Annotated in this window: 27 protein-coding genes; all 27 read left to right on the top strand. The window is 63.5% G+C overall.

The genetic code is table 11. The annotated features are described in order from the left end of the window. The first annotated feature begins 5 nt into the window (after positions 1-5). The 27 genes from fliF to motD all read left to right on the top strand — a co-directional run bounded on the left by fliF (position 6) and on the right by motD (position 26,807). A complete protein-coding gene (gene fliF, locus PC358_RS10855) occupies positions 6-1,784 on the top strand; it encodes a flagellar basal-body MS-ring/collar protein FliF (RefSeq protein WP_033699468.1) in 1,779 nt (592 codons plus the stop codon). Next, a complete protein-coding gene (gene fliG, locus PC358_RS10850) occupies positions 1,777-2,796 on the top strand; it encodes a flagellar motor switch protein FliG (RefSeq protein WP_027593031.1) in 1,020 nt (339 codons plus the stop codon). Before fliF ends, fliG begins: the two co-directional genes overlap by 8 nt. 170 nt (positions 2,797-2,966) lie before the next feature. Next, complete coding sequence (gene fliH, locus PC358_RS10845; RefSeq protein ID WP_033699467.1) at positions 2,967-3,737, top strand: flagellar assembly protein FliH; 771 nt, start codon at positions 2,967-2,969, stop codon at positions 3,735-3,737. Continuing rightward, positions 3,727-5,085, top strand: coding sequence for a flagellar protein export ATPase FliI (gene fliI, locus PC358_RS10840; RefSeq protein ID WP_033699466.1), 1,359 nt, complete (start codon positions 3,727-3,729; stop codon positions 5,083-5,085). The genes fliH and fliI overlap by 11 nt, the downstream gene beginning before the upstream one ends. A 6-nt stretch (positions 5,086-5,091) precedes the next feature. Further along, entirely contained in the window at positions 5,092-5,544 is a 453-nt protein-coding gene (gene fliJ, locus PC358_RS10835; protein WP_033699465.1) for a flagellar export protein FliJ, read from the top strand. A 108-nt stretch (positions 5,545-5,652) separates the two neighbouring features. Beyond that, positions 5,653-5,958 carry an STAS domain-containing protein gene (locus PC358_RS10830; protein WP_033699464.1) on the top strand — a complete coding sequence of 102 codons (306 nt, stop codon included), beginning with the start codon at positions 5,653-5,655 and terminating at the stop codon, positions 5,956-5,958. A gap of 8 nt (positions 5,959-5,966) precedes the next feature. After that, the gene (locus PC358_RS10825; RefSeq protein ID WP_033699463.1) at positions 5,967-7,658 is read left to right on the top strand and encodes a fused response regulator/phosphatase; all 1,692 of its coding nucleotides are present in this window, start codon (positions 5,967-5,969) and stop codon (positions 7,656-7,658) included. Between the two features lie 76 nt (positions 7,659-7,734). Then, a complete protein-coding gene (locus PC358_RS10820) occupies positions 7,735-8,082 on the top strand; it encodes an Hpt domain-containing protein (RefSeq protein WP_033699462.1) in 348 nt (115 codons plus the stop codon). Between the two features lie 71 nt (positions 8,083-8,153). Further along, on the top strand, positions 8,154-9,404 hold the full coding sequence (locus PC358_RS10815) for a flagellar hook-length control protein FliK (protein ID WP_033699460.1): 1,251 nt from the start codon (positions 8,154-8,156) through the stop codon (positions 9,402-9,404). 210 nt (positions 9,405-9,614) lie between these two features. Further along, on the top strand, positions 9,615-10,112 hold the full coding sequence (fliL, locus tag PC358_RS10810) for a flagellar basal body-associated protein FliL (RefSeq protein WP_033699458.1): 498 nt from the start codon (positions 9,615-9,617) through the stop codon (positions 10,110-10,112). A gap of 9 nt (positions 10,113-10,121) precedes the next feature. Continuing rightward, positions 10,122-11,090 carry a flagellar motor switch protein FliM gene (fliM, locus tag PC358_RS10805; RefSeq protein ID WP_027593022.1) on the top strand — a complete coding sequence of 323 codons (969 nt, stop codon included), beginning with the start codon at positions 10,122-10,124 and terminating at the stop codon, positions 11,088-11,090. 47 nt (positions 11,091-11,137) lie between these two features. Next, positions 11,138-11,602, top strand: coding sequence for a flagellar motor switch protein FliN (fliN, locus tag PC358_RS10800; protein WP_027593021.1), 465 nt, complete (start codon positions 11,138-11,140; stop codon positions 11,600-11,602). A gap of 12 nt (positions 11,603-11,614) precedes the next feature. After that, positions 11,615-12,049, top strand: a complete 435-nt coding sequence (gene fliO, locus PC358_RS10795) for a flagellar biosynthetic protein FliO (RefSeq protein WP_033700180.1) — start codon at positions 11,615-11,617, stop codon at positions 12,047-12,049. Then, positions 12,049-12,804, top strand: a complete 756-nt coding sequence (fliP, locus tag PC358_RS10790; protein WP_077068491.1) for a flagellar type III secretion system pore protein FliP — start codon at positions 12,049-12,051, stop codon at positions 12,802-12,804. The genes fliO and fliP overlap by 1 nt, the downstream gene beginning before the upstream one ends. Before the next feature lie 21 nt (positions 12,805-12,825). Beyond that, positions 12,826-13,095, top strand: a complete 270-nt coding sequence (gene fliQ, locus PC358_RS10785) for a flagellar biosynthesis protein FliQ (RefSeq protein WP_033699456.1) — start codon at positions 12,826-12,828, stop codon at positions 13,093-13,095. Positions 13,096-13,102: 7 nt separating this feature from the next. Beyond that, positions 13,103-13,879, top strand: a complete 777-nt coding sequence (fliR, locus tag PC358_RS10780; RefSeq protein WP_033699454.1) for a flagellar biosynthetic protein FliR — start codon at positions 13,103-13,105, stop codon at positions 13,877-13,879. Positions 13,880-13,881: 2 nt separating this feature from the next. Beyond that, positions 13,882-15,024, top strand: coding sequence for a flagellar biosynthesis protein FlhB (flhB, locus tag PC358_RS10775; protein WP_033699452.1), 1,143 nt, complete (start codon positions 13,882-13,884; stop codon positions 15,022-15,024). Positions 15,025-15,414: 390 nt separating this feature from the next. Then, a complete protein-coding gene (gene flhA, locus PC358_RS10770) occupies positions 15,415-17,544 on the top strand; it encodes a flagellar biosynthesis protein FlhA (RefSeq protein WP_033699451.1) in 2,130 nt (709 codons plus the stop codon). 11 nt (positions 17,545-17,555) lie between these two features. Continuing rightward, positions 17,556-18,863, top strand: coding sequence for a flagellar biosynthesis GTPase FlhF (gene flhF / locus PC358_RS10765; RefSeq protein ID WP_033699450.1), 1,308 nt, complete (start codon positions 17,556-17,558; stop codon positions 18,861-18,863). A 93-nt stretch (positions 18,864-18,956) separates the two neighbouring features. After that, the gene (fleN, locus tag PC358_RS10760; RefSeq protein WP_027593013.1) at positions 18,957-19,790 is read left to right on the top strand and encodes a flagellar synthesis regulator FleN; all 834 of its coding nucleotides are present in this window, start codon (positions 18,957-18,959) and stop codon (positions 19,788-19,790) included. Then, positions 19,787-20,527, top strand: coding sequence for an RNA polymerase sigma factor FliA (gene fliA, locus PC358_RS10755; RefSeq protein ID WP_033699449.1), 741 nt, complete (start codon positions 19,787-19,789; stop codon positions 20,525-20,527). The genes fleN and fliA overlap by 4 nt, the downstream gene beginning before the upstream one ends. Positions 20,528-20,646: 119 nt before the next feature. Beyond that, positions 20,647-21,021 (top strand): chemotaxis response regulator CheY, encoded by a 375-nt coding sequence (locus PC358_RS10750; RefSeq protein WP_077068541.1) that lies wholly within the window; start codon positions 20,647-20,649, stop codon positions 21,019-21,021. A 20-nt stretch (positions 21,022-21,041) separates the two neighbouring features. Then, the gene (locus PC358_RS10745; RefSeq protein WP_033699448.1) at positions 21,042-21,830 is read left to right on the top strand and encodes a protein phosphatase CheZ; all 789 of its coding nucleotides are present in this window, start codon (positions 21,042-21,044) and stop codon (positions 21,828-21,830) included. Positions 21,831-21,842: 12 nt separating this feature from the next. Beyond that, positions 21,843-24,038 (top strand): chemotaxis protein CheA, encoded by a 2,196-nt coding sequence (locus PC358_RS10740; protein ID WP_033699446.1) that lies wholly within the window; start codon positions 21,843-21,845, stop codon positions 24,036-24,038. A gap of 46 nt (positions 24,039-24,084) precedes the next feature. Then, the gene (locus PC358_RS10735; protein ID WP_033699445.1) at positions 24,085-25,206 is read left to right on the top strand and encodes a protein-glutamate methylesterase/protein-glutamine glutaminase; all 1,122 of its coding nucleotides are present in this window, start codon (positions 24,085-24,087) and stop codon (positions 25,204-25,206) included. Beyond that, a complete protein-coding gene (locus tag PC358_RS10730) occupies positions 25,206-25,946 on the top strand; it encodes a flagellar motor protein (RefSeq protein ID WP_033699443.1) in 741 nt (246 codons plus the stop codon). Before PC358_RS10735 ends, PC358_RS10730 begins: the two co-directional genes overlap by 1 nt. 3 nt (positions 25,947-25,949) lie before the next feature. Beyond that, a complete protein-coding gene (gene motD / locus PC358_RS10725) occupies positions 25,950-26,807 on the top strand; it encodes a flagellar motor protein MotD (protein ID WP_033699441.1) in 858 nt (285 codons plus the stop codon). Positions 26,808-26,831: the final 24 nt, after the last annotated feature.

Raw genomic sequence — 26,831 nt, 5'->3', positions numbered from 1 at the left:
AACCCATGGCTGAAGCAGTCGTCGACAACGCCCCCGCCAAGAGCGGCCAGCCAGCGTCCAAGCCGCCGCTGTTCGGTATGGCGTTTCTGGAAAACATCTCGCAGATGCCCATGCTGCGTCAGGTCGGTCTCATGGTCGGCTTGGCCGCGAGCGTGGCCATCGGCTTTGCCGTGGTGCTGTGGTCGCAACAGCCCGACTACCGGCCGCTGTACGGCAGCCTGTCGGGCATGGACACCAAGCAGGTCATGGAAACCCTGGCCGCTGCAGACATTCCCTACAACGTCGAGCCCAATTCCGGCGCTCTGCTGGTCAAGGCCGACGACCTCTCCCGTGCGCGCCTGAAACTGGCGGCCGCAGGCGTGGCACCGAGCGATGGCAATGTCGGTTTCGAACTGCTCGACAAGGAGCAGGGCCTGGGCACCAGCCAGTTCATGGAGGCCACCCGCTATCGCCGCAGCCTCGAAGGTGAACTGGCGCGCACAGTGTCCAGCCTGAACAACGTCAAGGGCGCACGCGTGCACCTGGCGATCCCGAAAAGCTCGGTGTTCGTGCGTGACGAACGCAAGCCCAGCGCCTCGGTACTGGTCGAATTGTACCCAGGCCGCGCGCTGGAAGCCGGGCAGGTGATGGCGATCGTCAACCTGGTCGCCACCAGCGTGCCAGAGCTGGACAAGTCGCAAGTCACCGTCGTCGACCAGAAGGGCAACCTGCTGTCCGAGCAGTTGCAGGACACCGCCCTGACCATGGCGGGCAAGCAGTTCGACTACAGCCGCCGCATGGAAAGCATGCTCACCCAGCGCGTGCACAATATCCTGCAGCCGGTGTTGGGCAATGACCGCTACAAGGCCGAAGTGTCCGCCGACCTGGACTTCAGTGCGGTGGAATCGACGTCCGAGCAGTTCAACCCGGACCAGCCGGCGCTGCGCAGCGAGCAGTCGGTCGACGAGCAGCGCGCCAGCAGCCAGGGCCCACAAGGCGTGCCGGGTGCACTGAGCAACCAGCCACCGGGTGCTGCCTCCGCGCCGCAAACCACCGCCGCAGCCGCCACCCCGGCCCCTGCCATCCAGCCTGGCCAACCGCTGGTGGATGCCAACGGCCAGCAGATCATGGACCCGGCCACCGGCCAGCCAATGCTCGCGCCGTACCCGTCGGACAAGCGTCAGCAGAGCACCAAGAACTTCGAGCTGGACCGCTCCATCAGCCACACCCGTCAGCAGCAGGGCCGCATGACCCGCCTGTCGGTAGCGGTGGTGGTCGACGACCAGCTCAAGGTCGACCCTGCTAGCGGCGAAGCCACCCGTGCGCCGTGGGGCGCCGAGGACTTGGCGCGCTTTACCCGCCTGGTGCAGGACGCGGTCGGCTTCGATGCCAGCCGCGGCGACAGCGTGACGGTAATCAACGTGCCGTTCGCCGCCGACCGTGGCGAAGAAATCGCCGACATCGCCTTCTATCAGCAGCCGTGGTTCTGGGACATCGTCAAGCAAGTGCTGGGCGTAGTGTTCATCCTGGTGCTGGTGTTCGGCGTACTGCGGCCGGTGCTCAACAACATCACCGGGGGCGGCAAGCAGGCTGCCTCGGATAGCGACATGGAGCTGGGCGGCATGATCGGTCTGGATGGCGAACTGGCCAACGACCGCGTCAGTCTGGGTGGCCCGACAAGCATTCTGTTGCCAAGCCCGAGCGAGGGTTACGAGGCACAGCTCAACGCAATCAAAGGCCTGGTGGCCGAAGACCCGGGCCGCGTGGCCCAGGTCGTGAAAGACTGGATCAACGCCGATGAGTGATAACCGAGCCGTTACCGCCAAGCTGAGCCGTGTCGACAAAGCGGCGATCCTCCTGCTCTCGCTGGGCGAAACCGATGCTGCCCAGGTTCTGCGGCACATGGGGCCCAAGGAAGTGCAGCGGGTGGGTGTGGCCATGGCGCAGATGGGCAACGTGCACCGCGACCAGGTCGAGCAGGTGATGAGCGAGTTCGTCGACATCGTTGGCGACCAGACCAGCCTGGGCGTGGGCTCCGACGGTTATATCCGCAAGATGCTCAACCAGGCCCTGGGCGAAGACAAGGCCAACGGCCTGATCGACCGCATCCTGCTGGGCGGCAACACCAGCGGCCTGGACAGCCTCAAGTGGATGGAGCCGCGTGCCGTGGCCGATGTGATCCGCTACGAGCACCCGCAGATCCAGGCCATCGTGGTCGCCTACCTGGACCCTGACCAGGCCGGTGAAGTGCTGAGCAACTTCGACCACAAGGTGCGGTTGGATATCATCCTGCGCGTATCTTCGCTCAACACCGTGCAACCGGCAGCGCTCAAGGAGCTGAACCAGATTCTCGAGAAGCAGTTCTCGGGCAACTCCAATGCCGCGCGGACCACCTTGGGTGGTATCAAGCGTGCCGCTGACATCATGAACTTCCTCGACAGCTCGGTGGAAGGTGCGCTGATGGACTCGATCCGCGAGGTCGACAACGACCTGTCGGAGCAGATCGAAGACCTGATGTTCGTCTTCAACAACCTGGCCGATGTCGACGACCGCGGTATCCAGGCGCTGTTGCGCGAGGTGTCCTCCGACGTACTGGTGGTGTCGCTCAAGGGCGCCGACGAGCGGGTCAAGGACAAGATCTTCAAGAACATGTCCAAGCGTGCCTCGGAACTGCTGCGCGACGACCTGGAGGCCAAGGGGCCGGTGCGGGTCAGCGACGTGGAAACGGCGCAGAAGGAAATCCTCACCATCGCTCGCCGCATGGCCGAGGCTGGCGAGATCGTGCTTGGTGGCAAGGGCGCCGAGGAAATGATCTGATCCATCCTCGTGTAGGAGCGGCCTTGCGTCGCGAAAGGGCCGCAGAGCGGACCCGGCGATATAGGTTGCGACGCTGAAATCCAGGGGCCGCTTCGCAGCCCTTTCGCGACGCAAGGCCGCTCCTACACGGGGCCGCGTTGCTTGCAGATGGTTTTTGAGTACCTGAGAACATGTCCAGCAAAGAGCACCACCCCAGCGACCTGATTCGCGCCCGCGACCTCGAGGGCGTCGACGTCTGGGCGCTTCCCAGCTTCGACCCGCAGCCTGAGCCGCAACCCGAGCCTGAGCCGGAACCGGTAGCCATCGAGGAAGAAGTCGAGGAGGTACCGCTGGAAGAAGTCCAGCCGCTTACCCTCGAAGAACTCGAAGCGATTCGCCAGGAGGCCTACAACGAAGGCTTCGCCACCGGTGAGCGCGAGGGCTTTCACAGCACCCAGCTGAAGGTGCGCCAGGAGGCCGAACAGGCCCTGGCAGCCAAGCTGGGCAGCCTCGAGCAGTTGATGGCGAACCTGATGGAGCCCATTGCCGAACAGGACACGCACATCGAGAAAACCCTGGTGCACCTGGTCGCGCACATGACCCGCCAGGTGATCGGCCGCGAGTTGCGCAATGACTCCAGCCAGATCACCCAGGTGCTGCGCGAAGCCCTCAAGCTGCTGCCGATGGGCGCCGACAACATCCGCATCCATCTCAACCCCCAGGATTTCGAACTGGCCAAGGCCTTGCGCGAACGCCATGAAGAAAACTGGCGCCTGCTTGAAGACGAAGCCCTGCTGCCGGGTGGCTGCCGCATCGAGACGGCGCACAGCCGCATCGACGCCAGCATGGAGACGCGTATCGAGAAGGCCGTGGCGCAGTTGTTCGACCAGCTTCACGACCATTCCCTGCACTCGGCGCCAGCGGATATGTCCATCGACCTGGACCACCCCGATGCGCCTTGATCGCACCAGTTTCGGCAAGCGCCTGGGCAGTTACGCCGAGGCGATCGAACTGCCGGCGCAACCCATCGTCGAAGGCCGCCTGCTGCGCATGGTCGGCCTCACCCTGGAGGCCGAAGGCCTGCGCGCCGCAGTGGGCAGCCGCTGCCTGGTGATCAACGACGACAGCTACCACCCGGTGCAGGTAGAAGCTGAAGTCATGGGCTTTTCCGGCACCAAGGTGTTCCTCATGCCGGTTGGCAGCATCGTCGGTATCGCCCCCGGCGCACGGGTGGTGCCGCTGGATGACGGCGGCCGCCTGCCGATGGGCATGAGCATGCTCGGGCGGGTGCTGGACGGCGCCGGGCGCGCCCTCGATGGCAAGGGCGGCATGAAGGCCGAAGACTGGGTGCCGATGGACGGCCCGGTCATCAACCCGCTCAACCGCGACCCCATCAGCGTGCCGCTGGATGTGGGCATTCGCAGCATCAATGGCCTGCTCACCGTCGGTCGCGGCCAGCGCCTGGGCCTGTTCGCCGGTACCGGCGTGGGTAAGTCGGTGTTGCTGGGCATGATGACGCGCTTCACCGAAGCCGAGATCATCGTCGTCGGGCTGATCGGCGAGCGGGGCCGCGAGGTGAAGGAATTCATCGAGCATATTCTCGGTGAAGAAGGCCTCAAGCGCTCGGTGGTGGTCGCATCGCCTGCCGATGATGCGCCGCTGATGCGCCTGCGCGCTGCCATGTATTGCACGCGTATCGCCGAGTACTTCCGCGACAAGGGCAAGAATGTGCTGTTGTTGATGGATTCGCTGACCCGTTTTGCCCAGGCCCAGCGTGAAATCGCCCTGGCCATCGGTGAGCCGCCGGCCACCCGCGGTTACCCGCCGTCGGTGTTCGCCAAGCTGCCCAAGCTGGTGGAGCGCGCCGGTAATGGCGAGGCCGGTGGCGGCTCGATCACCGCGTTCTACACGGTCTTGTCGGAAGGCGATGACCAGCAGGACCCAATCGCCGACTCGGCGCGGGGTGTGCTCGACGGCCACTTCGTGCTGTCGCGCCGCCTGGCCGAGGAAGGCCACTACCCGGCGATCGACATCGAAGCCTCGATCAGCCGGGTCATGCCCCAGGTGGTCGATAGCGACCATTTGCGCCAGGCGCAAAAATTCAAGCAACTGTGGTCGCGCCTGTCGCAGAGCCGCGACCTGATCAGCGTGGGTGCCTATGTGCCGGGTGGCGACCCGGAGACGGACCTGGCCATCGCCCTGCAATCGCGGCTGGTGGACTTTTTACGCCAAGGCCTGGACGAGAACGTCGGCATGGCGCAGAGCCGCGAGCAGCTGGGGGCGATCTTCACGCCTCCGGCGGCGGGCTGATAGGCCATGGCGCTGCCTGGACGTGCTGCGCGCCTGGCGCCGGTGGTGACCATGGCCGAAGAGGCCGAGCGCAAGGCTGCCCAGCGCCTTGGGCACTTCCAGCAGCAGGTGGCCCAGGCGCAGGTCAAGCTGGCCGAGCTCGAGCGCTTTCGTGAAGACTACCAACTGCAGTGGATCAACCGCGGCGGGCAGGGCGTCGATGGCAACTGGCTGGTCAACTACCAGCGCTTCCTCGGGCAATTGGAAACGGCCATGACCCAGCAGCGCCAGAGCCTTACCTGGCACCAGAACAACCTGAACAACGCCCGCGGCGCCTGGCAGCAGGCCTACGCCCGGGTGGAGGGGTTGCGCAAGTTGGTGCAACGTTACCTGGACGAAGCACGGCGGGCCGAAGACAAACGCGAACAGCGACTGCTCGACGAACTGTCCCAGCGCCTGCCGCGGCAAAGCCACTTTTAACTTGCACCGGCCTGCGCGCCGCAGGCGGGGCCGTGTGCTTGCCACCCATGCCATCGCCTGCTAAACCTTAAAAGAGTTGCATCCGCCATCATCGAAGGAATCGCTAGCATGGCAGTCGAAACTGATTTTTCGCAGGACGGGAAAAAGCTGACGATCAAGATCACAGGGCGCTTCGATTTCGGTAAGCATCAGGAGTTTCGTGATGCCTACGAGCGCCAGAACGACCAGCCTGACTCGGTGGTGGTCGACCTGAAGGACGCCACCTACCTCGATAGCTCCGCGCTCGGCATGCTGTTGCTATTGCGTGACCATGCAGGCGGAGACGAGGCCGACGTGAGCGTCATTCATGCCAGCTCCGACGTTCGCAAGATCCTCGCCATCTCCAATTTCGACAAACTGTTCGATATCAGTTGAGCCGTGTGATGGCTGCCGAACAGGCATTGACCGTGCTGGTTGCCGAAGACGGGGCGGCCGACCGCCTGTTGCTTGCGCAGATCGTCCGGCGCCAAGGGCATCAGGTGTTCACGGCCGAAAACGGCGAGCAGGCGGTGGCGCTGTTTGTCGAGCGGCGGCCGCAACTGGTACTGCTCGATGCGTTGATGCCGGTGATGGACGGGTTCGAGGCGGCTCGGCAGATCAAGGCCCTGGCCGGCGAAGCGCTGGTGCCGATCATCTTCCTGACCTCGCTGAACGAGGAAGACGCCCTGGTGCGCTGCCTGGAGGCTGGCGGCGATGATTTTATGGCCAAGCCTTACCGTGCGGTGATCCTCGCCGCCAAGATACGCGCCATGGACCGCCTGCGCCGGTTGCAGGCGACCGTGCTGGCCCAGCGCGACGAGATCACTCGCCACCATCACTACTTGCTCAACGAGCAGCGGGTGGCCAAGGCCGTGTTCGACAAGGTGGCCCATGCCGGTTGCCTGGCCGCGCCCAATATCCGCTACCTGCAATCGCCCTATGCGCTGTTCAACGGTGACCTGCTGCTGGCAGCGTTCACGCCGTCTGGGGACATGCAGGTGCTACTGGGCGATTTCACCGGCCACGGCCTGCCTGCCGCCGTCGGCGCCATGCCCCTGGCCGAGGTGTTCTACGGCATGACGGCCAAGGGCTACGGCCTGGCGCAGACGCTGCGCGAGATGAACGCCAAGCTTAAGCGCATCCTGCCGGTGGACATGTTCTGCTGTGCGTTGATGCTCAACCTCAGCGTGCAGCGCGGTTCGGTGGAGGTGTGGAACGGCGGCATGCCTGACGGCTATCGCTTGTCGGCGGGCGGTGAGGTGCTGTCGGCGTTGGTCTCGCGCCATCTGCCGCTGGGCGTTCTTGCGCCCGAGCGCTTCGATGACAGCACCGAAGTGCTGCCGTTGGCGGCAGGGGAGCGCTTGCTGTTGTTGTCGGACGGGGTGCTCGACACGGCCGATGACCAAGAACGCTTGTTCGGCGTCGAGCGCCTGCATGAGGTGTTGGCCGGCAACCGAGACTCGGTGCGCCTGTTCGATGAGGTGATGCAGGCTCTTGAGCGTTTCGGTGGGCGGCCTCGGGACGACATCAGCTTGTGTGACATCCGCATGTTCACGGCGGATGAGCGGGTGCCGGCGCCAATGATCTACGCTGAACGCGGCCGGCCCAGCCCGCTCGACTGGTCGCTCGGCTTCGAACTGCGCGGCGATAGCCTGAGGCGGTTCAACCCGGTGCCGTACCTGGTGCAACTGTTGCAGGAGATCCACCCGCTGCGCTCGCGCACCGGCAGCCTGCACAGTGTGCTCAGCGAGCTGTTTTCCAATGCCCTGGAGCATGGGGTGCTGGGCTTGGATTCGCGGCTCAAGCGCGATGTTGAGGGCTTTGCCGACTACTATCGAGAGCGTGCCCGGCGATTGGGGGCTTTGGCTGACGGCTTCGTGCGCATCGACCTCAAGGTTGAACCCCATGCCCAGGGCGGGCGTCTGATGATCGAGGTGCGTGACAGTGGCGCAGGGTTCGATGTGCAGCAGGTATTGTCGCGGCCAGCGCAGGAGCAGTGTTTGAGTGGCCGGGGTGTGAACCTGGTGCGGCGGCTCGGCAGCGACGCTCAGTGGTGCGAAGGTGGCCGCTGTGCGCGGGTCGAGTTTGTCTGGTGAGTGCTTGGGGTGAGCGCTTTTGTAGAGGGCCACGCCCTGGCTCGGGCATAATCTGGCTTGATCAAGGAGTGAACAAGTGACTGAGATTCATATCGACCACAAGGTGCTCAGTGATCTGCGTGAGGTCATGGAGGATGGCTACCTGCATCTGGTGCAGACATTCCTGGATGACTCCGAGCGTCGCCTGAGCGAATTGCACGCCGCCAAGAGTGCCGACGAGCTGGGTTCGGCCGCGCATAGTTTCAAGGGCAGCAGCAGCAACATGGGGGCTGTCGCCCTGGCCGGCTTGTGTCAGCAACTGGAAGACCGCGTACGGCAGCCACCCTTGTATGGCATCGAGGACCTGATCAACCGCATCGACCTTGAATATATGGAGGTTCGGCGCTTCTACCGCGGTGAGGAACACCGCATCTCGGCAGGCTGATGCACACTTGGCCTGAGTCTTGCCTGTCTTTGCCCGGATGATTACTCAGTTTCTGGCGCGGAGACCGCTCAATGCCTGTCGCACCCAATCCTTTGTTGCAAGCAAACGCCGTAGGCAAGTCGTCGCGAGCGGCCAGCTCGATGGCGGACAAGCCGTTACAGGCGCTGGGCGGCGCGGGCGGCGGCTTCGATCAGGTCATGGCCAAACAGAAAACCTTCGGGCAGGACGACAAGGTCGCCCAGGCCAAGCCCAAGGACAAGCCAGAGCCGGCGCAAGGCGGCAAAAAAGAGGCTGCCGACAAGCCAGCGGTTGCCGATGACGGCAACAAATTGCCAAGCGATGATCAGGCCGATACGGGGCTGAGCGACGCCAACCTGGTGGCCGGCCAGGTCACCGATGCGCAACCCGGTGCGCAACTGATTCAAGCCCAGGCCGAGGCGGTCGCGCCGGTGCTGCAAGCTGCCGCTGCGCAGTCGCTGGCGAGCGCCGCGCTGCCAGAAGAGGCGCCCGCCGAAGAAGCCTTCGACCCTGACGCCGACCCCTTGGCCAACCTGCCGACCTTGCGCCTGGCGCTCGAGCAGAGCGCTCAGGCCAAGGGCACCACCTCGGCACACGCTGTGGACCCTTCGCAGGCCCAGGGCGACGAGGCTAGCGTCAATACCTTGGCGAACCTGATCGACAACGCCGAGGGTGAGGCGGGTGAGCCGGGTGGCAAGGCCTTTGGCGCGTTGCTCGAAGATGGCTTGAAAGACACCAAGGCTGCCAGCAGCGACACGCGCATCGACGATTTCGCCGATCGCCTGGCCAGCCTGACCCAGGCGGCCACGGCGAAGACCGCCAATGCCGTGCCGGCGAATGCCAGCCCATTGCACCAGCCGCTGCCGATGAACCAGAGCGCCTGGACCGAGGGCCTGGTCAATCGGGTCATGTACTTGTCCAGCCAGAACCTCAAATCGGCGGATATCCAGTTGGAGCCGGCGGAGTTGGGGCGGCTGGACATTCGCGTCAATGTAGCGACGGACCAGTCGACCCAGGTGACGTTCATCAGCGGCCACGCTGGCGTGCGTGATGCGCTCGACAGCCAGCTGCACCGGCTGCGGGAGTTGTTTGCCCAGCAGGGCTTGGCGCAGCCGGATGTCAACGTTGCTGACCAGTCGCGGGGGCAGCAGCAACACCAGCAGGCGCAGGAGCAGGGCAGTAATCTGTCTGGGGTTGCGGCACGGCAGGGGGCCGGGCAGGGCGGCGTAGAACAGGGCGAGAGTGCTGGCGCGGTTGAGCAGCAGGTGGTGATTGGCGACAGTGCGGTTGATTATTACGCGTGATGGCAGGGTGCATGTCGTTAGGTTTTAGCGCCTGTGAGATCGAGCGCCGCCCGCGCGGCGCTCGATCTCACAGGCGCTGCACATCCAACGACAAGCCCAACGACAAACCCCTCCGAACCTCATTCCATCCCCCTCCCCAAAACCTGGCATAACACTTGCTCAAGCCACGTCATCCTCCTGTGAACCCCCGATGGACGACGGATTATTGGCATGGCGAAAACCGAAGCAGTAAAAGACCCCGCCACAAAAGGCAAACTCAAGCTGATCCTGCTGTTGGTGCTGGGCCTGGTACTGGCAATCGGCCTTTCCGTGGGCGCCACCTGGTTCATCATGCACAAGAGCGAGCCGGCCCCCGCAGCCGACCCGGCCGCTGCCAACGCCAAGCCCGCGGCCCTCTACGAAGCCCTCACCCCAGCCTTCGTGGTCAATTTCAACCAGAACGGTCGCCAGCGCTACATGCAACTGAGCATCACCTTGCAAGGCCGCAACCAGGCCGACCTGGACGCCCTCAAGGTGCACATGCCGGTGATTCGCAACAACCTGGTGATGATGTTCTCCGGGCAAGGCTTCGATACCTTGGCCAGCAGCCCGGTCGGGCAGGAAATGCTGCGTCAGAAAGCCACCGCCGTGGTCCAGGAAGTCGCACAGAAGGAAGTCGGCAAGCCGGTCATCGACCAGTTGCTGTTCACCAATTTCGTATTGCAGTAGGAGTCCGCAATGGCCGTACAGGACCTGCTGTCCCAGGATGAAATCGATGCGCTGTTGCACGGTGTCGACGACGGTCTGGTGCAGACCGAAAGCGCTTCCGAGCCAGGCAGTATCAAAAGCTACGACCTGACCAGCCAGGATCGGATCGTGCGCGGTCGCATGCCGACCCTGGAAATGATCAACGAGCGCTTTGCCCGCTACACCCGCATCAGCATGTTCAACCTGCTGCGCCGCTCCGCCGACGTGGCGGTGGGCGGCGTGCAGGTGATGAAGTTCGGCGAGTACGTGCATTCGCTGTATGTGCCGACCAGCCTCAACCTGGTCAAGATCAAGCCGCTGCGTGGCACTTCGCTGTTCATCCTCGACGCCAAGCTGGTGTTCAAGCTGGTGGACAACTTCTTCGGGGGGGACGGCCGTCACGCCAAGATCGAAGGCCGTGAGTTCACCCCGACCGAGCTGCGGGTGGTGCGTATGGTCCTTGACCAGTGCTTCGTCGACCTCAAGGAAGCCTGGCAGGCGATCATGCCGGTCAACTTCGAGTACATGAACTCCGAGGTCAACCCGGCCATGGCCAACATCGTCGGTCCCAGTGAGGCGGTGGTGGTGTCGACCTTCCACATCGAGCTGGACGGCGGTGGCGGCGACCTGCACGTGACCATGCCGTACTCGATGATCGAGCCGGTGCGCGAGATGCTGGATGCCGGCTTCCAGTCTGACCTGGACGACCAGGACGAGCGCTGGGTCAAGGCCCTGCGCGAGGACGTGCTGGACGTTGCCGTGCCCTTGACCGCCACCGTCGCCCGCCGCCAGCTGAAGCTGCGCGACATCCTGCACATGCAGCCGGGCGATGTGATCCCGGTGGAGCTGCCCGAACACCTGGTGTTGCGCGCCAACGGCGTGCCGTCGTTCAAGGCGCGCCTGGGCTCGCACAAGGGCAACCTGGCGCTGCAGATCATCGACCCGATCGAACGCCGCTGACGGCGTGCCGGTCGCTCACTACGAATTGAATGCCTGTCGAGGAAATCATGGCTAACGAAAACGAGATCACCTCCCCAGAGGATCAGGCCCTGGCCGACGAATGGGCTGCGGCGCTGGAGGAAACCGGTGACGCCGGCCAAGCCGATATCGATGCGCTGCTGGGCGGCGACACCGGCAACAGCGGCGCGGGCCGCCTGCCGATGGAAGAGTTCGCCAGCTCGCCGCGGCCGAACGAAAATGTCAGCCTCGAAGGCCCCAACCTGGACGTGATCCTGGATATCCCGGTGAACATTTCCATGGAAGTGGGCAGTACCGAGATCAACATCCGCAACCTGCTGCAGCTCAACCAGGGTTCGGTGATCGAACTCGATCGCCTGGCCGGTGAGCCGCTCGACGTGCTGGTCAACGGCACCTTGATCGCCCATGGCGAAGTGGTGGTGGTCAACGAGAAGTTCGGCATCCGCCTGACCGACGTGATCAGCCCCAGCGAACGTATCAAGAAGCTGCGCTGAGTGAAGGGCTCGATGCGCGCCAGCGCCGCCTTTGCCGGGCTGTTCGCCAGCCAGTTGGCCTGTGCGGCGGCCAGCCCTGCGGCGACCACCGCCGCCGCACCCGGCAGCCTGAGTGGGCAACTGGCGCAGATGGTCTTTGGCCTGCTGCTGGTGGTGGGCCTGATCTTCTTCCTGGCCTGGTTGTTGCGCCGTATGCAAGGCACGGCGGTCAAGGGTGGGCAGGTGATCGAGATCGTCGGCAGCCGGGCCATCGGCCCGCGTGACCGGCTGTTGCTGGTGCAGGTCGGCAAGGAGCAGATCCTGATCGGCCATACCCCAGGCAGTATCGAGGCTTTGCATGTGCTGGCCGAACCCGTGGAAGTGCTCGCCACTGCTCGTCAGGCGACGCCGGAGTTCGCCCAGCGGCTGATGGAGCTGATGGGCAAGGACCCTAAGGACAACAAGTGATGATCGGCGTGCTGCGCATGATGTTGACTCTGGCGCTGCTGCTGGCCGCGCCGTTGGCCCTGGCCGCCGACCCGCTGTCGATCCCGGCCATTACCCTGTCCAATGGGGCGGACGGGCAGCAGGAGTATTCGGTCAGCCTGCAGATCCTGCTGATCATGACGGCGCTGAGTTTCATCCCGGCGTTCGTCATCCTGATGACCAGCTTCACCCGCATCATCATCGTCTTCTCGATTTTGCGTCAGGCCCTGGGTTTGCAGCAGACGCCTTCGAACCAGATCCTGACCGGCATGGCGCTGTTCTTGACCATGTTCATCATGGCGCCGGTGTTCGACCGGGTGAACCAGGATGCCCTGCAGCCGTACCTGAAGGAACAGATGACCGCCCAGCAGGCCATCGACAAAGCCCAGGGGCCACTCAAGGACTTCATGCTGGCACAAACCCGGCAGAGCGACCTGGACCTGTTCATGCGCCTGTCCAAGCGCACCGACATCGCCGGCCCCGACCAGGTGCCGCTGACCATCCTGGTACCGGCCTTCGTCACCTCCGAGCTCAAGACCGCGTTCCAGATCGGTTTCATGATCTTCATCCCGTTCCTGATCATCGACATGGTGGTCGCCAGCGTGCTGATGGCGATGGGTATGATGATGCTGTCACCGCTGATCATTTCGCTGCCGTTCAAGATCATGCTGTTCGTCCTGGTCGATGGCTGGGCGCTGATCATGGGCACCCTGGCCAGTAGTTTCGGCGGCGTCTGACGCTGCCAAGGAGAGCCACGCATGACCCCTGAAGTTGCTGTCGACCTGTTCCGCGATGCCCTCTGGATGACCACGCTGATGGTCGCCATCCTGGTGGTGCCGAGCCTGCTGGTGGGCCTGATGGTGGCGATGTTCCAGGCTGCCACGCAGATCAACGAACAGACCCTGAGCTTTCTGCCGCGCCTGCTGGTGATGCTGGTTACGCTGATCGTCGCCGGGCCGTGGCTGGTGCAGAAGTTCATGGAGTACATCACCACCCTCTACACCAGCATCCCGCAGCTGATCGGTTGATACGGCCATGCTGGAGCTGACCGACGCGCAGATCGGCACCTGGGTCGCCACCTTCATCCTGCCGTTGTTCCGGGTGACGGCGGTGCTGATGACCATGCCGATCTTTGGCACGCGCATGCTGCCGGCGCGGGTGCGCCTGTACGTGGCGGTGGCCATCACCGTGGTGATCGTGCCGGCGCTGCCGCCGTTGCCCGAATTCGACCCGTTGAGCCTGCAGGGGCTGCTGCTGTGTGGTGAGCAGGTCATCGTCGGGGCGTTGTTCGGTTTCTCGTTGCAGTTGCTGTTCCAGGCCTTCGTCATCGCCGGCCAGATCGTCGCGGTGCAGATGGGCATGGCCTTCGCCTCGATGGTCGACCCGGCCAACGGTGTCAACGTCACGGTGATCAGCCAGTTCATGACCATGCTGATCAGCGTGCTGTTTCTGTTGATGAACGGGCACCTGGTGGTGTTCGAGGTGCTCACCGAAAGCTTCACCACCTTGCCGGTAGGCAACGCGCTGGTGGTCAATCAGTTCTGGGAAATGGCCGGGCGCCTGGGCTGGGTGTTTGGCGCCGGGCTATTGCTGATCTTGCCGGTGATTGCAGCCTTGCTGGTGGTGAACATCGCCTTTGGCGTGATGACGCGTGCGGCGCCGCAGTTGAACATCTTCTCTATCGGCTTCCCGCTGACCCTGGTCATGGGCATGGGGATTTTCTGGATAGGCCTGGCCGATATTCTTTCCCACTACCAGGCATTGGCCAGCGATGCGCTGCAATGGCTGCGTGATCTGGCGAGGGCGCGCTGAGCATGGCTGAAAGCGAGAGCGGTCAGGACAAAACAGAAGACCCCACCGAAAAGCGCAAACGCGACGCGCGTGAAAAAGGCGAGGTTGCCCGCTCCAAGGAGCTGAACACCGTGGCGGTGACCCTGGCCGGCGCCGGTGGCCTGCTGATGTTTGGCGGGCACCTGGCCGAGACGCTGCTGAACCTGATGCGCATGAACTTCAGCCTGACCCGCGAGATCATCGTCGACGAGCGGTCGATGGGCGCATTCCTGCTGGCCTCCGGCAAGATGGCGATCTGGGCGGTGCAGCCGGTGCTGATCTTGCTGTTCGTGATCTCGTTCGTTGCCCCGATCGCGCTGGGCGGTTTTGTATTTTCCGGCAGCCTGCTACAGCCGAAATTCAGCCGCATGAGCCCGCTGTCGGGGATCAAACGGATGTTCTCGATGAATTCCCTGACCGAATTGCTCAAGGCACTGGTCAAGTTCTTCGCGATCCTGATCGTGGCGGTGGTGGTGCTGGTCAGTGACCGCCAGGCGTTGTTGTCGATTGCCAACGAGCCGCTGGAGCAGGCGATCATCCACAGTTTGCAGGTGGTGGGTTGGAGTGCGTTGTGGATGTCGGCGGGGTTGCTGTTGATCGCGGCAGCGGACGTGCCGTTCCAGCTGTGGCAGACGCACAAGAAAATGAAGATGACCAAGCAGGAAGTGCGTGACGAGTACAAGGACTCGGAGGGCAAGCCTGAGGTCAAGCAGCGTATTCGCCAGTTGCAGCGCGAAGCATCGCAACGGCGCATGATGGCCGCGGTGCCGCAGGCGGACGTGATCATCACGAACCCGACGCACTATGCGGTGGCGCTGCAATACGACCCGGAGAAGGGCGGGGCGGCGCCGCTGTTGCTGGCCAAGGGTACTGATTTCATGGCACTGAAGATTCGCGAAATCGGCGTTGCGCACAAGGTGCAGATTCTTGAGTCGCCGGCGCTGGCGCGGGCGATCTATTACTCCACCGAGCTTGAGCATGAGATCCCGGCGGGGTTGTACCTGGCGGTGGCGCAGGTGCTGGCGTATGTGTTCCAGATACGTCAGTACCGGTCGGGCAAGGGCAAGCGGCCGGAGCCTTTGAAAGACGATCTGCCGATTCCGCCGGATTTGCGGCGTGATGGCTGACAGGCGCCAGGCGATGGGGTTTTGGCGCCTGTGAGATCAAGCGCCGCCCGCGCGGCGCATCGCGACGCAAGGCCGCTCCTACGTTTGTTTCGGGCCAGGGAGGTCTGTGGCATTTGCGCGCGACCGCCTTGTTAGTACGACGCGATATTAGGCGGGCGCCAAAGGGTCGCACGCCAATACCCCAGGAATAACTGGCCCGAAACAAATGTAGGAGCGGCCTTGCGTCGCGATGCGCCGCGCGGGCGGCGCTCGATCTAACTGCATTCGAAAATCCCACGGCGTACATCCAAATCCCCGGCGTACATCCAAATAGCAAAGTTGGAAGGCTTCTTGCAAAGCCACGCCCAGGCGCCCCCTGGGCGTCAAAGTTTTGCATCAAGAGGACTCGCGGTGGATCGCACTCAGTTAATCAGCAACGCCCGCCACAACCTGGCCGGTCTCGGTCGGGGCAACCTGGGCGTGCCGCTGTTGCTGCTGGTGATGTTGGCAATGATGATGTTGCCGATACCGCCGTTCTTGCTCGACGTGTTCTTCACCTTCAACATCGCCCTGTCGATCGTGGTGCTGCTGGTCTGCGTGTACGCCCTGCGCCCGCTCGACTTCGCCGCATTCCCCACCATCCTGCTGGTGGCGACCTTGCTGCGCCTGGCGCTGAACGTGGCGTCCACGCGGGTGGTCATGCTCCACGGCCAGGAGGGCCACGGCGCCGCAGGCAAGGTGATCCAGGCCTTCGGTGAAGTGGTCATCGGCGGCAATTACGTGGTCGGTGCGGTGGTGTTCGCCATCCTCATGATCATCAACTTCGTGGTGGTCACCAAGGGCGCCGGGCGTATTTCCGAGGTAAGCGCACGCTTTACCCTCGATGCAATGCCGGGCAAACAGATGGCCATCGACGCCGACCTCAACGCTGGCCTGATCGACCAGGCCCAGGCCAAGGCGCGCCGTACCGAGGTGGCCCAGGAGGCCGAGTTCTACGGCTCGATGGACGGTGCCAGCAAGTTCGTGCGCGGCGATGCCATCGCCGGCCTGTTGATCCTGTTCATCAACCTCATCGGCGGCATGCTCATCGGCATGCTCCAGCACGGCATGCCGTTCAGCGAAGCCGGCAAGGTGTATGCCCTGCTGACCATCGGTGACGGTTTGGTGGCGCAATTGCCATCACTGCTGTTGTCCACCGCCGCAGCCATCATGGTCACCCGCGCCTCGGGCTCGGAAGACATGGGCAAGCTGATCAACCGGCAGATGTTCGATTCGCCAAAGGCGCTGGCGGTGTCCGGCGGCCTGATGATCGTCATGGGCCTGGTGCCGGGCATGCCGCACGTGGCCTTCCTCAGCCTCGGCCTGATGGCCTGCGGCGGCGCCTACCTGGTGTGGAAGAAACAGCAGCAGGTCAAGGCCAAGGCTCAGGCAGAGGTGCAGCGCCAGCAGGACCTGCTGCCCTCGCCGCAGCGTGCGCTGGAAACCAAGGAGCTGGGCTGGGACGACGTTACCCCGATCGACATGATCGGCCTGGAAGTGGGCTATCGGCTGATCCCGCTGGTCGACCGCAACCAAGGTGGCCAGTTGCTGGCGCGGATCAAGGGCGTGCGCAAGAAGCTGTCCCAGGACCTGGGTTTCCTCATGCCCACCGTGCACATTCGCGACAACCTCGACCTGCAGCCCAGTGCCTACCGCCTGACCTTGATGGGGGTGATTCTGGCCGAAGCGGAGATCTACCCGGACCGCGAGCTGGCGATCAACCCAGGCCAGGTATTTGGCACCCTCAACGGCATTGCCGCGCGCGACCCGGCGTTTGGCCTGGAGGCGGTGTGGATCGACGTTGGCCAGCGCTCCCAGGCGCAGTCGCTGGGCTACACCGTGGTGGACGCCAGTACCGTGGTGGCCACCCACCTCAACCAGATCCTGCAAAAGCACTGTCACGAGCTGATCGGCCACGAAGAGGTCCAGCAACTGCTGCAGGTGCTGGGCAAGGCTTCGCCTAAACTTGCAGAAGAGCTGGTGCCGGGTGTCATTTCCTTGTCGGGCTTGCTCAAGGTCTTGCAGGCGTTGTTGTCCGAGCAGGTACCGGTGCGCGACATCCGCAGCATCGCCGAGGCTATCGCCAACAACGCCGGCAAGAGTCAAGATACCGCCGCGCTGGTCGCGGCGGTGCGCGTCGGATTGTGTCGCGCCATCGTGCAAAGCATTGTCGGCGTTGAGTCGGAGCTGCCGGTGATTACCCTGGAGCCAAGGTTGGAACAGATTTTGCTCAATAGTCTGCAAAGGGCCGGGCAGGGTCAGGAAGACGGTGTTCTTCTGGAACCGAGCATGGCCGAAAAGCTGCAGCGTTCGCTGATTGACGCGGCCCAGCGCCAAGAGATGCAGGGCCAGCCGGCCATTCTTCTGGTCGCCGGCCCGATCCGCGCCATGCTGTCGCGCTTCGGTCGCCTGGCTGTACCGAATTTGCATGTTCTGGCGTATCAGGAAATACCTGACAACAAGCAAGTCACCATCGTTGCCACCGTGGGCCCTAACGGCTGAGGTAGTGGATAATGCAAGTTAAGCGATTTTTCGCCGCCGATATGCGTCAGGCCATGAAGCTGGTCCGGGATGAGCTTGGCTCCGATGCCGCCATCATCGGTAACCGCCGCATTGCCGGTGGTGTCGAATTGACGGCGGCGCTGGACTACAAGCTGTCCGCACTGGCCCCGCGCGTACCCAACGCCGAGCTTGAAGAAGAGCTGCGCAAGACCCACACGCGTATCGCCACGGCCCAGGCCGAACTGGACCAGCGCAGCGACAGCAGCGACAACAACCGCCAATTGTTCGCCGGGCAGTCGCTGACCGCCTCGGAACCCTTGGTCGAGCCGCACGTGGATGCACCGGCGCCTGCCGCTGCGCCCAGCCCGGCGCCGGTCGACCCACGGCTGTTCGATGCCATGCGCTCGGAGCTGTCGGGGCTGCGCGAGCTGCTGGAAGTGCAACTCGGCTCGCTGGCCTGGAGCCAACTGCAAGGCAGCAAGCCCCAGCAAGCCAACCTCTGGCGCCGCCTGCAGCGCATCGGCCTGTCCGGCCCGATTGCCCGTGAGCTGCTTGAACTCACCACCGAGATCGAAGAGCCGCGCCAGGCCTGGCGCATGCTGCTGGCGCACCTGGCGCGGATGATCGAGATTCCCGAGGTCGAGCCGATCGAAGAGGGCGGTGTGATCGCCATGGTCGGCCCGGCCGGCATGGGCAAGACCACCACCCTGGCCAAGCTGGCCGCGCGTTACGTGCTCAAGTACGGCGCCCCGCAGCTGGCGTTGGTGAGCATGGACAGCTTCCGCATCGGTGCCCAGGAGCAGCTCAAGACCCTGGGGCGTATCCTCAACGTGCCGGTGACCTATGTCGACCCGGGCCAGTCGCTGGCCCAAGCGCTGGAGCCGCTGCTGCGCAAACGCGTGGTGCTGATCGATACCGCCGGCCTGCAGGCCAGCGACCCGGCCTTGCGCATGCAGCTCGAAACCCTGGCGAGCCGCGGCATCGCCTCGAAGAACTACCTGGTGCTGGCAACCACCAGCCAGAAGCAGGTGCTGACGGCCGCCTACCACAGCTACAAGCGGTGTGGCCTGGCCGGTTGCATCCTGACCAAACTCGATGAAACGGCAAGCCTCGGCGATGTGCTGAGCCTTGCCATCAGTCATGAATTGCCGGTGGCCTACCTGACCGATGGGCCACGTATTCCTGACGATTTGCACTTGCCACGGGCGCACCAACTGGTAACGCGCGCGGTCAATGTGCAACAGCAGGATGAGCCCAGCGAAGAGGCCATGGCCGACATGTTCGCTGATCTCTACCACAACCCACGGCGAGCGGGTTGATGATGAAGCGTGTGCAAAGTAGCTATGCCAAGGGGCACGCAGAATTGCCTCACGTGTGGCCTGAGTCCCAGCGAGACAAGGTAAAGAACAGACATGGGTAGCATGCATCCCGTACAGGTGATCGCCGTGACCGGTGGCAAAGGTGGCGTCGGCAAAACTAACGTTTCAGTGAACCTGTCTCTGGCGCTGGCCGAGCTTGGCCGCAGGGTCATGTTGCTGGACGCCGACCTGGGCCTGGCCAATGTCGACGTATTGCTTGGGCTTACCCCCAAACGCACCCTGGCCGATGTCATCGAAGGGCGCTGCGAGCTGCGCGATGTGATGCTGCAGGGGCCGGGCGGAGTGCGCATCGTGCCGGCGGCCTCCGGCACCCAGAGTATGGTGCACCTGGCGCCGGCCCAGCACGCCGGCCTGATCCAGGCCTTCAGCGATGTCGGCGACAACCTCGACGTGCTGGTGATCGACACCGCTGCAGGTATTGGTGACTCGGTGGTCAGCTTCGTTCGCGCGGCCCAGGAAGTGCTGCTGGTGGTCTGCGACGAGCCCACCTCGATCACCGACGCCTATGCGCTGATCAAGCTGCTCAACCGCGATTACGGCATGAACCGCTTCCGCGTGCTGGCCAACATGGCCCAGAGCCCGCAGGAAGGGCGCAACCTCTTCGCCAAGTTGACCAAGGTCACCGACCGCTTCCTCGACGTGGCCCTGCAGTATGTCGGCGCCGTGCCGTACGACGAGTGCGTGCGCAAGGCGGTGCAGAAGCAGCGGGCAGTTTACGAAGCGTTCCCGCGCTCCAAGTGCGCGCTGGCCTTCAAGGCCATTGCGCAGAAGGTCGACAGCTGGCCGTTGCCGGCCAACCCGCGCGGGCACCTGGAGTTCTTCGTCGAGCGTCTGGTGCAGCCCACCAGCGCAGGACCGGTACTATGAGTGCGAGCGGCTTCAAGATGTACAGCAGGGCGTCGAAAGACGCCCAGTACGAGCTGATCGAACGCTACGCCCCGCTGGTCAAGCGCATTGCCTACCACCTGCTGGCGCGGCTGCCGGCCAACGTCCAAGTCGAAGACCTGATCCAGGCCGGCATGATCGGCCTGCTGGAAGTGGCCAACAAGTACGACGCCAGCAAGGGCGCCAGCTTCGAAACCTACGCCGGTATCCGCATCCGCGGCGCGATGCTCGATGAGGTGCGCAAAGGCGATTGGGCACCGCGTTCGGTGCACCGCAACACACGCATGGTCAGTGACGCAATGCGCGCTGTTGAAGCAAGAACCGGTCGCGACGCTAAAGATCACGAAGTTGCGGCCGAACTCCAATTGAGTCTCGACGATTACTACGGGATTTTGAACGATACCTTAGGCAGCCGGCTGTTCAGCTTCGACGACCTGTTGCAGGACGGCGAGCACGAAGGGCTGCACGAGGACGGCGCCAGTGGCCAGGTCGAGCCGTCGCGCGATCTTGAAGACGAGCGCTTCCAGGCTGCCCTGACCGATGCCATTGCCAACCTGCCAGAGCGCGAGCGGCTGGTGCTGGCGCTGTACTACGACGAAGAGCTGAACCTCAAGGAAATCGGTGAGGTGCTGGGGGTCAGCGAGTCGCGCGTAAGCCAGCTGCACAGCCAGTGCGCCGCACGTTTGCGCAGCCGTCTGGGTGAATGGCGGGCGCGCTGAGTGCCAACCGTTCGCCGTTGAAGACGCTGCAGTCGTTTCACGTTGTGCCGAATTGAATGAATGCGTGCTCGGGGGCCGAGCGCGTTTGAGACTGCTTGGAGGTCTAATTGGACAAGAACATGAAAATCCTCATCGTTGACGACTTTTCGACGATGCGGCGGATCATCAAGAACCTGCTACGTGATCTGGGCTTCACCAATACCGACGAAGCCGATGACGGCACCACGGCGTTGCCGATGCTGGAAAACGGCCACTACGACTTCCTGGTGACCGACTGGAACATGCCGGGCATGTCCGGTATCGACCTGCTGCGTAAAGTCCGCGCCAGCGAGAAGCTGAAAACCATGCCGGTACTGATGGTGACCGCCGAAGCCAAGCGCGACCAGATCATCGAAGCGGCCCAGGCCGGCGTCAATGGTTACGTGGTCAAGCCGTTCACCGCTCAGGTGCTCAAAGAAAAGATCGAGAAGATCTTCGAACGCGTCAACGGCTGAGTCACGTCAGGGGGCGCGCCATGGATTCATCACAAACGTCTTTGGGGGAGTTCGAAACGACCCTGAAGAAACATGCCCAGGAATTGGTCGAGAGCCTGGAGCGGGGTCGCTTCGGCGAGGCGGTGCAGCTGATTCATCAGCTGAACCAGACCCGCGACCGTGGCCTGTACCAGGAAGTCGGCAAGCTGACCCGAGAGCTGCACAGCGCCATCGTCAGCTTCCAGATCGACCCGAACATGCCGCAGGCCGAGGAAGTCTCGCAGATCACCGACGCCACCGAGCGCCTGTCCTATGTGGTCAAGCTGACCGAGGGTGCGGCCAACCGCACCATGGACCTGGTCGAGGAAAGCACGCCGGTGCTCAACGACCTGGCAGGTGAGGCCAAGGCCCTGAGCGTGGACTGGCAGCGCTTCATGCGCCGCGAAGTCGCTGCGCCAGAATTCCGTGACCTGGTCAAGCGGGTCGACAGTTTCCTGACGCACAGTGCCGAAGGCAACCGCAAGGTTTCCGGCCACCTCAACGACATTCTGCTGGCTCAGGACTACCAAGACCTGACCGGCCAGGTGATCAAGCGGGTCACCGCGTTGGTCACCGAGGTGGAAAGCAACCTGCTCAAGCTCGTGCTGATGGCCAGTCAGGTCGACCGTTTTGCCGGCATCGAACATGACCACCAGCAGCTTCGCGCTGAAAAAGATCAAGAAAAACATCCGACTCGGGGTGAAGGTCCGCAGATTCATGCCGATAAGCGTGAAGACGTCGTGTCCGGTCAGGACGATGTCGATGATCTGCTGTCCAGTCTGGGTTTTTAAGGAGCACGTTTAATGAGCTTCGGCGCCGATGAAGAAATCCTTCAGGATTTCCTGGTAGAAGCCGGCGAAATTCTTGAGCAACTGTCCGAGCAATTGGTCGAGCTGGAAAGCCGACCGGATGATGCCGACCTGCTCAATGCCATTTTTCGCGGTTTCCACACTGTAAAAGGGGGCGCCGGCTTCCTCCAGCTCAACGAGCTGGTGGAGTGCTGCCATATCGCCGAGAACGTGTTCGACATCCTGCGCAAAGGTGAGCGCCGGGTCGACGCCGAGTTGATGGACGTGGTGCTTGAAGCGCTGGACACGGTCAACAACATGTTTGGCCAGGTCCGCGAGCGCAGCGAAGTCATCCCGGCCACCCCGGAGCTGCTGGCCGCGTTGTCGCGCCTGGCCGAGCCTGCCGCTGCTGACGAAGTCGCCGCTGCCGAGCCTGCGGCCGCTGAACCGCTGGCCGCAGCGCCTGCCGAAGAGCCGGACATCACCGACAGCGAATTCGAGCAGCTGCTCGACTCGCTCGACGCGGTCAAGGCCCAGGCCGCTGCCGATGAGCAGTTGCAAGGCGAGAGCGTCAGCGGCGCCAGTGACGAGATCACCGACGCCGAGTTCGAATCGCTGCTCGACCAGTTGCATGGCAAAGGCCAGTTCAGCGCCGAAGTCGTCGCTGAGCCAGTGGCCAGCGCCCCGGCGCCGGTCAGCGACGAAATCACCGATGAAGAGTTCGAGTCGTTGCTCGATCAACTGCATGGCAAGGGCACGTTCCAGGCCGACGCCTTGCCCGCCGCCGCTGCAGTTGCGCCCGTGAGCACTGCACCGGCCGCCACGGCCAGTGACGCTATCAGCGAGCACGAATTCGAAGCCTTGCTCGACCAGTTGCACGGCAAGGGCAAGTTCTCTGGCGACGCCGTCGCGGTCGAAGCGCCTGTCGCTGCCAAGGTCGAAAGCAAGCCAGTGGCCAAGCCCGCACCGGCGCCTGTCAGCAAGCCTGCGCCTGCACCACGGGCACCGGCCCCTGCGGCAGAAAAGCATGCCGTCAGCGAGGCAGAAACCACCGTGCGCGTCGACACCGCGCGCCTGGACGAGATCATGAACATGGTCGGCGAACTGGTGCTGGTGCGTAACCGCTTGGTCCGCCTGGGCCTGAACAGCGGCGACGAGGCCATGTCCAAGGCCGTGTCGAACCTCGACGTGGTCACTGCCGACCTGCAGACCGCGGTCATGAAGACCCGCATGCAGCCGATCAAGAAAGTCTTCGGCCGCTTCCCGCGTCTGGTTCGCGACCTGGCCCGCCAACTCAAGAAAGAGATCAACCTGGAGCTGGTCGGTGAAGAGACCGACCTCGACAAGAACCTCGTCGAGGCCCTGGCTGACCCGCTGGTGCACTTGGTGCGCAACGCGGTCGACCATGGCGTGGAAATGCCCGACGAGCGTGAAGCGTCCGGCAAGGCGCGGACCGGCCGGGTGGTGTTGTCAGCCGAGCAGGAAGGCGACCATATCCTGCTGTCGATCTCCGATGACGGCAAGGGCATGGACCCCAACATCCTGCGCGCCAAGGCCGTGGAGAAGGGCCTGATGGACAAGGACGCCGCTGAGCGTCTGAGCGAGTCGGACTGCTACAACCTGATCTTCGCCCCGGGCTTCTCGACCAAGACCGAGATTTCCGACGTGTCCGGCCGTGGTGTCGGCATGGATGTGGTGAAGACCAAGATTTCCCAGCTCAATGGCTCGATCAACATCTACTCGGCCAAGGGCCAGGGTTCGAAGATCGTCATCAAGGTGCCGCTGACCCTGGCGATCATGCCGACCCTGATGGTGATGCTGGCCAACCAGGCCTTCGCCTTCCCGCTGGTCAACGTCAACGAGATCTTCCACCTCGACCTGTCGCGCACCAATGTGGTCGATGGCCAGGAAGTGGTGATCGTGCGCGACAAGGCGCTGCCACTGTTCTACCTCAAGCGCTGGCTGGTGCAGGGCCAGGTGCACGAAGAGCAGCATGAGGGCCACGTGGTGATCCTCTCGGTTGGTACCCAACGCATTGGCTTTGTCGTCGATCAACTGGTGGGCCAGGAAGAAGTGGTAATCAAGCCGCTGGGCAAGATGCTGCAGGGCACGCCGGGCATGTCCGGGGCCACTATCACCGGCGACGGTCGCATCGCGTTGATCCTCGACGTCCCGAGCATGCTCAAGCGTTACGCCGCGCGGCGTATTTGATTTCGGTGGCGCACCCTGGCGGGTTGCGCCGCCTAATGGAGTGTTTATGGCAGTCAAGGTCCTGGTGGTGGATGATTCCGGTTTCTTCCGCCGCCGCGTCTCGGAAATCCTCTCGGCGGACCCGACGATCCAGGTAGTGGGTACCGCGACCAATGGCAAGGAAGCAATCGACCAGGCGCTGGCGCTCAAGCCCGATGTCATCACCATGGACTACGAGATGCCCATGATGGATGGCATCACGGCGGTGCGGCACATCATGCAGCGCTGCCCGACGCCGGTACTGATGTTCTCTTCGCTGACCCACGAAGGTGCCCGGGTGACCCTGGACGCACTGGATGCCGGTGCGGTGGATTACCTGCCGAAGAACTTCGAGGACATCTCGCGCAACCCGGAGAAGGTCAAGCAACTGCTGTGCGAGAAGGTGCACACCCTGTCGCGCAGCAACCGCCGTTTCGGCAGCTACAGCCCCGCGCCAGCCGCCGCACCGGCCGCCGCGAGCAGCGCTGCGCCAACCAGCAGCTTCGCCAGCCCCGCACCGGTGCGCACTGCCGCGCCGGTGCGCGCGGCGGCAGCGCCAGCGGCACATGCCCCGGCACCCAAGCGCAAACCCTACAAACTGGTGGCCATCGGTACCTCCACGGGTGGCCCGGTGGCGCTGCAGCGGGTACTGACGCAACTGCCTGCCAACTTCCCGGCGCCAATCGTGCTGATCCAGCACATGCCGGCGGCCTTTACCAAGGCCTTTGCCGAGCGCCTGGACAAGCTGTGCAAGATCAGCGTGAAGGAAGCCGAGGACGGTGACGTGCTGCGCCCAGGCCTGGCGCTGCTGGCCCCAGGTGGCAAGCAGATGATGATCGATGGCCGCGGCACGGTGAAGATCCTGCCCGGCGACGAGCGCCTGAACTACAAGCCGTGCGTGGACATCACTTTCGGCTCGGCGGCCAAGTCGTACGGCGACAAGGTGCTGTCGGTGGTGCTGACCGGCATGGGCGCCGATGGTCGTGAAGGCGCGCGCCTGCTCAAGCAGGGTGGCAGTACCGTGTGGGCCCAGGATGAAGCCAGCTGCGTGATCTATGGCATGCCCATGGCCATCGTCAAGGCTAACCTGGCCGACGCGGTGTACAGCCTGGACGAGATCGGCAAGCACCTGGTCGAGGCCTGCGTCTGATGGATGTGCTAAGCCTGATTGGCCTGATTCTGGCGTTCGTCGCGATTGTCGGCGGCAACTTCCTCGAAGGCGGGCATGTCGGCGCGCTGATCAACGGCCCGGCGGGTTTGATCGTGTTGGGCGGTACCTTGGCGGCGGCCTTGCTGCAGTCGCCATTGCCGGCTTTCAAGCGGGCCTTGCAGATCCTGCGCTGGATCCTCTTTCCGCCCCGCGTCGACTTGGCCGGTGGTATCGATCGGGTGGTCAGCTGGAGCCTGACGGCGCGCAAGGAAGGCCTGCTGGGCCTGGAAGGGGTGGCCGATGCCGAGCCCGACCCGTATGCGCGCAAGGGCTTGCAACTGCTGGTCGACGGCGCCGAGCCAGAAGCCATCCGCAGCATCCTTGAAGTCGACTTCCTGACCCAGGAGGGCCGTGATATCCAGGCTGCCAAGGTGTTCGAGAGCATGGGCGGCTATGCGCCAACCATCGGCATCATCGGTGCGGTCATGGGCCTGATCCATGTCATGGGCAACCTGGCCGACCCGTCGCAGTTGGGTAACGGCATCGCCGTGGCGTTCGTCGCCACCATCTACGGTGTGGCCAGCGCCAACCTGATCCTGTTGCCGATCGCCAACAAGCTGAAGGCCATCGTCATGCGCCAGTCGCGCTACCGCGAGATGCTGCTCGAAGGCCTGTTGTCGATTGCCGAGGGTGAGAACCCGCGCTCGATCGAACTGAAGCTGCAAGGCTTCATGGAGTAACCCATGCGTCGCCGTCGTCATACCGAGGAACACGAGAATCACGAACGCTGGCTGGTGTCGTACGCCGACTTCATCACCTTGCTGTTCGCGTTTTTCGTGGTCATGTATTCGATTTCCTCGATCAACGAGGGCAAGTACAAGGTCATCTCGCAGGCCTTGATCGGGGTGTTCAACGACCCTGAACGGAGCATGAAGCCGATCCCGGTCGGGGATGAGCAACCCCTGAGCGTGCGCCCGGCCGAGCCTTTGGTGAGGGAAAGCGAGCAGACCGAGGCGGGTCTTGCGCAAACCAATGTCGACCCGCTGAAGACCATCAGTGACGATGTGCGCGACGCCTTTGGCGACCTGATCAAGACCGACCAGATGACCGTACGCGGCAATGAGCTGTGGATCGAAATCGAGCTCAACTCCTCGCTGCTGTTCGGCAGCGGCGATGCCATGCCTAGCGACAAGGCCTTCGCGATCATCGAGAAGGTGGCGAACATCCTCAAGCCGTTCGCCAACCCGGTGCATGTCGAAGGTTTTACCGACAACCTGCCGATTCGCACCGCGCAGTACCCGACCAACTGGGAGTTGTCGTCGGCACGGGCGGCCAGCATCGTCCGCTTGCTGGCCATGGAAGGGGTGAACCCGGCGCGCATGGCATCGGTGGGCTATGGCGAGTACCAGCCGGTCGCCAGCAACGACAGTGCCGAAGGCCGTGCCCGCAACCGCCGCGTGGTACTGGTGATTTCCCGTAACCTCGAAGTGCGCCGCAGCCTGACCGGCTCTGGCAGCGCCAATGCCACGCCAGATGCCGCGTTGCGCCGGGCTGGCACACAAAGTGCACCGGCTACGCCAGCAATGGCGGCGGGGCAGTAACTCGTCAATTCTCCGTCACCGAAT

Origin of the sequence: Pseudomonas capeferrum, assembly GCF_000731675.1 — a bacterium.
In the GTDB taxonomy this organism is placed as follows: Bacteria; Pseudomonadota; Gammaproteobacteria; order Pseudomonadales; family Pseudomonadaceae; genus Aquipseudomonas; species Aquipseudomonas capeferrum.
The sequence above is the reverse complement of the archived record's forward strand: the minus strand, read 5'-3'. Positions and strand labels throughout refer to the sequence as shown.